At 71.3% G+C, this 7,288-nt stretch carries 6 protein-coding genes; all 6 read right to left on the reverse strand.

Annotated elements, in window-relative coordinates; translation table 11 throughout:
• Nucleotides 1-466: 466 nt before the first annotated feature.
• A complete protein-coding gene (locus D7V77_RS38890; RefSeq protein WP_120581266.1) occupies nucleotides 467-2,245 on the reverse strand; it encodes a GGDEF domain-containing protein in 1,779 nt (592 codons plus the stop codon).
• Nucleotides 2,246-2,383: 138 nt separating this feature from the next.
• A complete protein-coding gene (locus tag D7V77_RS38895) occupies nucleotides 2,384-3,604 on the reverse strand; it encodes a hypothetical protein (protein ID WP_233597500.1) in 1,221 nt (406 codons plus the stop codon).
• A gap of 81 nt (nucleotides 3,605-3,685) precedes the next feature.
• Entirely contained in the window at nucleotides 3,686-4,162 is a 477-nt protein-coding gene (gene ybaK / locus D7V77_RS38900) for a Cys-tRNA(Pro) deacylase (RefSeq protein WP_120581269.1), read from the reverse strand.
• A gap of 5 nt (nucleotides 4,163-4,167) precedes the next feature.
• The gene (gene purK / locus D7V77_RS38905; RefSeq protein ID WP_120581268.1) at nucleotides 4,168-5,310 is read right to left on the reverse strand and encodes a 5-(carboxyamino)imidazole ribonucleotide synthase; all 1,143 of its coding nucleotides are present in this window, start codon (nucleotides 5,308-5,310) and stop codon (nucleotides 4,168-4,170) included.
• A complete protein-coding gene (gene purE / locus D7V77_RS38910; RefSeq protein WP_169822434.1) occupies nucleotides 5,307-5,810 on the reverse strand; it encodes a 5-(carboxyamino)imidazole ribonucleotide mutase in 504 nt (167 codons plus the stop codon). The genes purK and purE overlap by 4 nt, the downstream gene beginning before the upstream one ends.
• A 169-nt stretch (nucleotides 5,811-5,979) precedes the next feature.
• The coding region (locus tag D7V77_RS38915; RefSeq protein WP_120581271.1) for a VWA domain-containing protein at nucleotides 5,980-7,288 on the reverse strand (1,309 nt) is incomplete at its 5' end.

The following is a 7,288-nucleotide window of genomic DNA, read 5'->3' on the forward strand; positions in this document are numbered from 1 at the left end:
GGCCCACAACATCCGCCGGCTGCTGACACGCAGCCGGCTTTTTTGCGTCTACTTCGTGCTGGAGGCCCCTGCCTCCCTTGAGGCTCAGTAGCCAGTCAGCCTTCACCCCTATTCCGCGCAGACCTCCAGTCGGACAGGTTTCCGGCGCCCAAGTGGCCGCCGCCATCGGCCCGGTCCGCCCAATCTGTCGGACAGTCGGACAGGTTTCCGGCGCGCGGCTGGACCAGGTGGCCCTCTCGCCACGGTGCATCCAAACTTGCCGGACAGTCGGACAGGTTTCCGCTACGCGAATGGGGCGGCGGGCCCCATCGCCGGTCCTCCCAACTTGTCGGACAGTCGGACAGGTTCGTGCTGGGGACCGCTGGCGGGGAGTCCCGGCGGGGCCGGGGCATACCCGTGGGCCGTGCCGTTTCGGTGGGCTCGGACGGGCGACCGTGCCTCACTTTGGACGTGAGGCGCGGTCCGGCTACTTCACCGCGCCGGGCTGGAACAGGAACGTGCTGGTGTGCGTCTGCGCGGAGACGGCCTTCACTCGCTTGCGCAGGGCCGCGGCGACGGCGGACAGCTCCGCGGGGTGGGGGTTGGCGGACAACCCCTGGTGGTCCACCGCCGCGAGGCTCAGCGTCACCGGCACCGTGTTGCCTGCCGCGTCCTTGGCCGTGAATCCGCCGCGCCGCAGGTCCTCCGGACCGTAGAGCGGGACCTTCTCCGCGTCGAAGCGCTGGCAGAGCGTGCGCAGCACCTCCGGCGCCACCGCGTCCGGACACACGAGCACGAAGTCGTCGCCGCCCACGTGGCCCAGGTTCGAGCCTTCCGGTAACAGGTGCAGGCACTCCGACAGCACGCTCGCCGTGTAGCGGATCACCCGGTCGCCCTGGAGGAATCCGTAGCGGTCGTTGTACGCCTCGAAGTGATCCAGGTCCGCGTAGATGACCGTGAACGCACTGCCCTGGAGCGCGGCGCGGATCCACCGTTCGATCATCCGGCTGCCGGGCAAATCGGTGAGCGGATGCGCGCCCGTCGCCGCGTGCTGCTCCAGGTCCGAGGCCCGCGCGATGAGCTGCTTCATCGTCACCGTGCCCAGGAAATGGCCCTTCGCGTCCGTCACCACCACCGGGTCGTAGACGGACTCGGGCGGACGGCGCATCGCCATGCGCGCCAGCGCCGTGATGGCCGTCGCGTCCTCCACCACCATCGGCGCCTCGCGCGGCTCGTCCGGAAGCGCGGACTCCGTGCTGGCGGCGGTTCCTCCGAAGCGCGCGTAGAAGCTCCGCCGCGTCACCACCGCGTGCGGCTGCTCGTTGTCCAGCAGCACGACGTGGTCCTCGCCCGGCGTGCGGCGGAAGAGCCGATCCAGCTCCACCGCCTGCGCCGTCACCGGCGCGCACGGCGGGCGGATGATCATGCTGCCCACCGTCTCGTCATCCTCGTGCTCGCGGTGGTGCAGGGCGCGGATGGCCTCGCGGCAACGCTCCGCGAAATCCGCGCCCGGCCGCTGCGGCGAACTCACGGGCCGCGCCAGCAGGTAGCCCTGCGCGTGCCGGATGCCCAGGCGCAGCAGGACCGCCAGCTCGTTCCACGTCTCCACGCCCTCGGCGATGAGCACCGCGTCCACGCGCTGCGCGAACGCCACCAGCGACTTCACCAGGTGCTGCCGGTACGTGTGCAGGTGGATGTCCCGCACCAGCGCCTGATCCAACTTGATGAAGTCCGGCGCGCTGTGCACCAGCGTCACCAGACCCGAGTGCCCCGCGCCGAAGTCGTCCAGCGCGATGCCGAAGCCCTGCTCCGAATACCGCCGCGCGAGCATGCGCAGCTGCTCCGTGTCCTCGAACGTGCTGCGCTCGGTGATCTCCAGCACCAGCTGCTGGGGACTCAGGCCGTGCTGACGCAGCAGCTCCAGCGTGGACGCGCCGCCAAAGCGCTCGTCGCTCAACACGTCCGGACTGACGTTGAAGAAGAACGGTCCGCGCCGCTGCGCTTCCGGCAGCGTGGCGATGCGACGCACCGCCGCGGTCCAGCATGCGCGCTCCAACTCGTAGGTGAAGCCCTCCACCCGCGCGCGGTTGAACAGCTCGTTGGGGGACTCCACCGGGCCCAGGCCTCGCGACAGCACCTCGTGGCCGAGGACTTCGCCGCTGAGCAGATCGACGATGGGCTGGAAGACGGTGGCGACCCTTGGCTCGTCACCGTTCCAGAGCCAGGGCGGAGGTGGTGCGGGCTTGCTGGGGGAGGGCAGGCTCATGGCTCTCGAAATGTACCGCGCTCTGGCTCAAGCTTCAGTCCCCCCCGACCACTCGGCAGGGCCAACATCGAAAACGGACGCTTGCCACGGGCGTCCCCCAGGGCCCGGGCGGGAGGGCCCCGTCAGCCTCCCCAGGTCCTATTCCCCCTGAATCCGCTGGATTTCCGGCACCTTGGCGCCCTCGGACGCGTCCGGCCCCGGATCCACCGGGGTCACCGGGGCCACGTTCGCCGCCGCCACCTGGGTCAGCGTGACCTGGGCCGCGACCGCGTCCATCGCCTGGCCTTCCTCTCCCTGGGCGGTCGAGAGGGCTCGGAACCGGCGGGCCAGCGAGGCCAGCTCCGCCGCCTTCAGCTGGGCCTGACCGCTGCGCAGGGACAGGAGCGCCACGCGCGCACGCTCCAGCAGGGCCACCTCCGCGCGCAGCCTCGCGAGGATTCGCTCGCGCCGCTGACGCATGTCTCCCAGCCGCTCCACCTCCTCCGCCAGCGACGCCGCCGCGGCCTCCAACTGCCGGCGCGCCACCACGTCCGTGCTCGCGCGAGCGCTGCGCTCCAGGCTCTCGCGCTCCGCCTGCAACTCCGCGGCGGCGCGCTCCTCCAGCTGCGCTTCCACGCCAGCCCACTCGGACGCCAGCTCCACCGCGCCCTTGGTGATCCGCGCCAGCGTGCGGGCCAGTTCCTCGCGCGCGGGCTCGCGGGGCAGCTTCGCCAGGGACTGACCGCATTGACGGTAGAGGGACAGCGCGCGTTCGGACAGCGTGTGGAAGTCACCGGAGAGCTGGGGCAGCAGCTCCTCCGCGCGCGCCTCCACCGGATCCGCCGTCAGCCCCAGGTGCGCGGCGATGGCGCCCAGCCCCACGAAGAGCCCCACGATGCCGCCCACCACCGCCGCCGCCAGCAGCGTGGGCGTGGCCACGGACGCCAGCCGCACCGACAGGATGTTCGCCACCACGCCACCCGCCAGCGTGAGCCCCGCGCCCAGCACGGCGCCCAGGCCGTAGTGCACGAGCGTGGGACGGGCCTCCGCGACCTGTCCCTCCTCGCCCAGGTCGTTGAGGCGGGAGCGCACCAGCAGCGCGCCCGCGGCCGCGCCACTCGTGGCCACCGTCCACGCGGGCGACAGGCCCAGCCCATAGGGCAGCGCCACGAGCAGCAACCCCAGGCCACTCAAGAGGCCCCGGTCCCACCGGTCGCCTCGCGCGCACGCCAGCACCACCGCCGCGGGCACCAGCCACGTCAGCGGCATCGGCATGCCCACGCGGAAGGACAGCCACTGCACCAGCCCCGCTCCGGCGCCTGCCGCCAACGCGCGCGTGACGGTGTGCTCGAAGGCTTCGCGGTGGTGGAATTGCAACACGGCGGCATTCATCGGGACACCCCGGGAACGGCCCCCAAGGGCCGGGAATGTCTCTTCGAACGCGCGGCTCGCGAAAAGGGTCTACGCCTTCGGACGCGAAATGGGTCCCGGCTTGCCCTTCGTCACGCGGAGGTAGTCCGCCGGGGCGAGGACAATCTGCGTCCCGCGCACCCCGGCCGACACGGCGACTTCATCGAACAGCTCCAGCGTCTCATCCACGAAGACGGGGTAGTCCTTCTTGCCCCCCAGCGCGGTGACGCCGCCCCGGATGTAGCCGGTGAGCGGCTGCAATTCCTTGAGGGGGATGGTGTCCACCTTGCGGTCGCCGGACAGCCGCGCCAGGGCCTTCAAGTCCAGCTCCGCGTTGCCCGGCACCACCGCCATCAACACGCCGGTGCGGTCGCCCTTGGCCACCAGCGTCTTGAAGACCTGCTCCGCGGGCATGCCCACCTTGGCCGCCACCGTCTCCGCGGACAGGTCGTCCGGATCCACGTCGTAGTCGCGCAACGTGTACGCGATGCCGAGCGAGTCCAGGAGCCGGGCGGCGTTCGTCTTCATGGGCATTACATCCCCAGGGCCGTGGCGGCGGCCTTCACGCGCTGGAGCGCGTCCTCGGGCGAACTTCCCACCGCGGACAGGTGGCCCATCTTGCGACCCTTGCGCGCGTCCCGCTTGCCGTACAGGTGCAGCCGGACGCCGGGCAGCGCCAGCGCCTGCGCGAACCTGGGGCCGCCTTCCTGCAGCCACAGGTCGCCCAGCAGGTTCACGATGGCCGCGGGGCGCACTACTTCCACCGAGCCCAGAGGCAGGTTGCACACCGCGCGCACGGCCTGCTCGAACTGGCTCGTCAGGCACGCCACTTCCGTCGAGTGGAAGCTGTTGTGCGGCCGGGGCGCCACCTCGTTGACGAGCAGCGACCCGTCACCCAGCAGGAACATCTCCACCACCAGGAGCCCCTCCACCTTCAGCCCGGCGGTGATGTCGCGCGCCACCTGAGACGCCTGCGTCAGCACGGCCTGGGGCAGCGGACCCGGCAACAGCGACCACGCGAGGATGCGCTCCTCGTGGTGGTTGAACGCCGGCGGGTACACCGCGAGCTGCCCATCCGGCCCGCGCGCCACCAGCACGGACAGCTCCGCCTTCAGGTCCAGCGCGGCCTCCGCCACCACGGAGCGCTCGCCCAGCTCCTTCCACGCGGTGCCCGCCTCGGAGGCGGACTTCACCTCGTACTGGCCGCGCCCGTCGTAGCCACCCTCGCTGGACTTGATGAAGCACTTGCCGCCCAGCGCGGTGATGGCCGCGGCCAGCTCCGCCTCCGAGTGCGCCTCGCGCCACGGGCCCAGCGGGAAGCCGCCCTTCGCGAGCCAGGCCTTCTGCCGGCCGCGGTGCTGCACCACCTCCAGCACGGAGGCGCCGGGCCGCATGGGCGCGTGACGCGACACCGCGTTGAGCGTGGACAGCGAGACCTTCTCAATCTCCAGCGTCACCACGTCGCACTGGCGCGCCAGGTCCTCGGCCACCGTCGTGTCGGAGAAGGACGCGGTGAGGCAGCGGTCCACCACGGAGCGGGACGGGCACGCCGAGTCCGGATCCAACGCCTGCACCTGGTAGCCCAGCGTACGCGCCGCGAGCGCCATCATGCGCCCCAGCTGGCCGCCGCCCAGGATGCCCAGCGTTCCGCCCGGCAGCACCATGGGGCCGCTCATCCCGCCACCTCGCGCTGCGCCAGCACTTCATCCGTGCGGGCCTTGCGCCACGCGGCCAGCCGCTCGCGCACCTCCGGGTACTTCAGCGCCAGGATGGCCGCCGCGTGCAGCGCCGCGTTGGCGGCCCCCGGCTTGCCAATGGCCTGCGTGCCCACCGGGACGCCCTTGGGCATCTGTACGATGGAGAGCAACGCGTCGAAGCCGGACAGCACCGTCGTGGGCATGGGCACGCCCAGCACCGGCAGCAGCGTCTTGCTGGACACCATGCCGGGCAGGTGCGCCGCGCCGCCCGCCGCGGCGATGATGACGGACAGCCCGCGCGACTCCGCGGTGGACGCGTACTCCATCATCCAGTCCGGCGTGCGGTGCGCGGACACGATGCGCACCTCGTGCGGGATGCGCAGCTCGGCGAGGATGTCGATCGCCGGTTGCAGGTGCTCCAGGTCGCTCTTGCCGCCCATGATGACCCCAACCCACGGGGTGCTCGCGCTCGCCGCCATGCTTGTCCGCGCCTCCAGTGCGCCCTGCTTCCAGGGGGTGAAGCCTGGAAGAACGCGGAGATAGGGCCACGCGATTCCGGAGGTCAACCGCGAAGATGTGACGTCGCGATGGCGGGCGGGCAGGGGGGCGGGCGATGCCCCCCTGCATGCCCCTCGAAGCTCCGGAGTCTCAGTACGTCGAGCCCATGCGCCCGAAGCTCTTGAGCGCCTTCACCTTGCTGTTCTTCACGGCGGCCTTCTGGGCTTCATAGGAATCCGCGTCGTCGTATTCCTGCATCGCGCGGGTCTGCTCGGCCTGATCCGCCGCCACCGCCGCCGCGCCCGCCACCACACCTGCCTCCTCGAAGAGGGCCTGGTTCTGGGAGAGGTAGCCCTTGGCTTCCGCCTTCTTGCCCTGGCTCATGGCCTCCGCGGCCTTCTGGAGGTTCTGCGCGCTGCGGGCCCGGGCCGCGTACACCGTGGCCTCCTTGTCCTGGCGCTGGACGACCTCCTCCAGCACGTTGGTGGCCACCGCGGCCAGCATGGACTGGTCCTCCACGTTCTTCTGCACGAGCAGGTCCGTGTACGCGACCTTCAGCCCCGCCACCTGCACGGACTGGCCCGGCGTGGTGCCCGTCACGTGCAGCCGCGCCACCACGCGCTCCGTCTGGCCCGCGGAGAAGTCCGGCAGCGCCACGCGCACGGTGTTTCCGGCCTGGTGCGCGCGGTAGCCCAGCACCTCGCCCAGCGTCGTGCCCGGGGGCAGTTCGAAGGACAGCTCCACGTTGCGCGCCACCGCGGTGGTGGCCTGCTGCAGGTCGCGCTGGAAGAGGGTGGACAGCTTGCTCGCGTCCTCCAGGAAGCCGTACGCGCCGGCGCCGTACTCCGCGAAGGCCTGCATCAGGTCCTCGTTGAAGTCCGTGCCCACGCCAATGGAGCTCACCGTGATGCCGGAGGCGCGGATCTCCTTCACCACGTTCTTGAGGCCCTCCTCGTCGGACACGCCCTCGGTGGGCTGGCCGTCGCTCATCAGGATGAGGCGGTTCACCGTGGCCGTCCCGCCCATGGCGGACGCCAGCTGCGTGCGGCCCACGGACAGGCCCGCGCTGATGTTGGTGCCGCCGTCATCCCAGATGCCGTCGATGAACTGGAGCATCCGCTCGCGGTTGCCCGAGGTGGCCGGAAGGGACGGCAGGCTCTTCACGTCGCTGCCGTAGTGCACGATGGCCAGCCGGTCCTCGTCGCGCAGCAGCGTCACCAGGTGCCGCGCGGCCTGCTTCGCCTGCTGGAGCTTGTAGCCGCTCATGGACCCGGACCGGTCGATGACCACCGCCAGGTTCACCGGGCTGCGCTTCGCCCCGGGCACCTCCGCGCCGGTGAGGTCCACCGTCACGTACGTTTCCGAAGGGCCCACCGGCACGTACGGGTGCGACAGCCGGCTCGTCACCTGGAGGCTGCCCGTGGACACGCGCGGACCCGGCGGCGGGACGGGCGGGGGG

This window comes from Corallococcus sp. CA041A (assembly GCF_003612075.1).
In the GTDB taxonomy this organism is placed as follows: Bacteria; Myxococcota; Myxococcia; order Myxococcales; family Myxococcaceae; genus Corallococcus; species Corallococcus exiguus.